The sequence below is a fragment of the Clostridium sp. AF28-12 genome (assembly GCF_003435225.1).
Taxonomy (GTDB): domain Bacteria; phylum Bacillota; class Clostridia; order Lachnospirales; family Lachnospiraceae; genus Pilosibacter; species Pilosibacter fragilis.
Genome location: NZ_QWGJ01000038.1, coordinates 7,076 through 8,113, shown reverse-complemented (window position 1 = coordinate 8,113; position 1,038 = coordinate 7,076). Strand labels below are relative to the sequence as shown.

1 protein-coding gene is annotated in these 1,038 nt (G+C 39.1%); it reads left to right on the top strand.

Annotation, left to right across the window (positions count from 1 at the left end; genetic code table 11):
• Positions 1-91 precede the first annotated feature (91 nt).
• Entirely contained in the window at positions 92-1,030 is a 939-nt protein-coding gene (locus DWY93_RS16255) for an IS982 family transposase (RefSeq protein ID WP_117471412.1), read from the top strand.
• Positions 1,031-1,038 lie beyond the last annotated feature (8 nt).

Here is a 1,038-nt window from a genome sequence, read left to right as displayed (position 1 = left end):
TAACCTGTTGTGCTAGATAAAATAATATAAAGAAACTTCAACAAAATGTGCTATCCTATTTGTAGGCAATACAACGAAAGGAGGCATCATTATGTTGAAGTTCCAAAATAATAATACCACTGTTATTGCAACTTTTGAAGACTTTATTTTAACCACTTACGTTATTATTGACGAATTGTATCATCAGTTTGCACTTCCTGAGGTTGCCAAGCGACGGCATGTTTTAGATGCAAAACTATCTGATTCGGAAATCATTACCATTAGTCTTTGTGGTGAGTTGCTTGGCGTTGATTCTGAAAATGCCTGGTTTTCTTTCGTGAAAAAGAATTACAGACATCTTTTTCCGCGGCTTTGCAGCAGAAGTCGTTTTAACAGAACGAGGCGTGCTCTGATGCAGACAACCGAATTATTAAGACAAAAGATGCTCTCTGTTTTTCCGGTTCCGGTCAGTTCTTATTGCATTATTGATAGTTTTCCGCTTGCAGTCTGCAAATTTGGACGTGCACGATACTGCAAAACATTTCGCAGCCAGGGTGCTGATTACGGAAAGTGCCCTTCTAAAAAGGAAACTTACTTCGGCTATAAAGTGCATGCCCTGGTCACATTAGAAGGTTACATTACTGCATTTGAGATTACGCCGGCATCCACAGATGACCGTGAAGGATTACGGGATCTGGTGGATAATTGTTCAAATATTACAATTTTAGCAGATAAAGGATATGTTGGCGAAAAACTCATGCAGGAAATGCAGGAACAAACGATCTGTCTTTTTGCACTCAAGCGTTCCAACAGTAAAGAAAACTGGCCAAAATCGGTGCGTCAGCTGATCTTCAAATTGAGAAGACGGGTAGAAACTGTCTTTTCACAGTTAAGCGGTCAGTTAAATGCAGAAAGAGTACTTGCCAAAAGCTTTCAGGGCTTATGCACCCGTTTGGTTAATAAAGTATTGGCATACAACCTCTGCATTGCATTAAACAGTATTTTCGGTGAAACCTGCGAACTTGGAAAAATCAAAGAACTGATATTCTAAAAAATTTG

Excerpts from the sequence above, each read along its gene's own strand:
- DWY93_RS16255 (WP_117471412.1), top strand. The coding sequence starts at position 92 with ATGTTGAAGTTCCAAAATAATAATACCACTGTTATTGCAACTTTTGAA.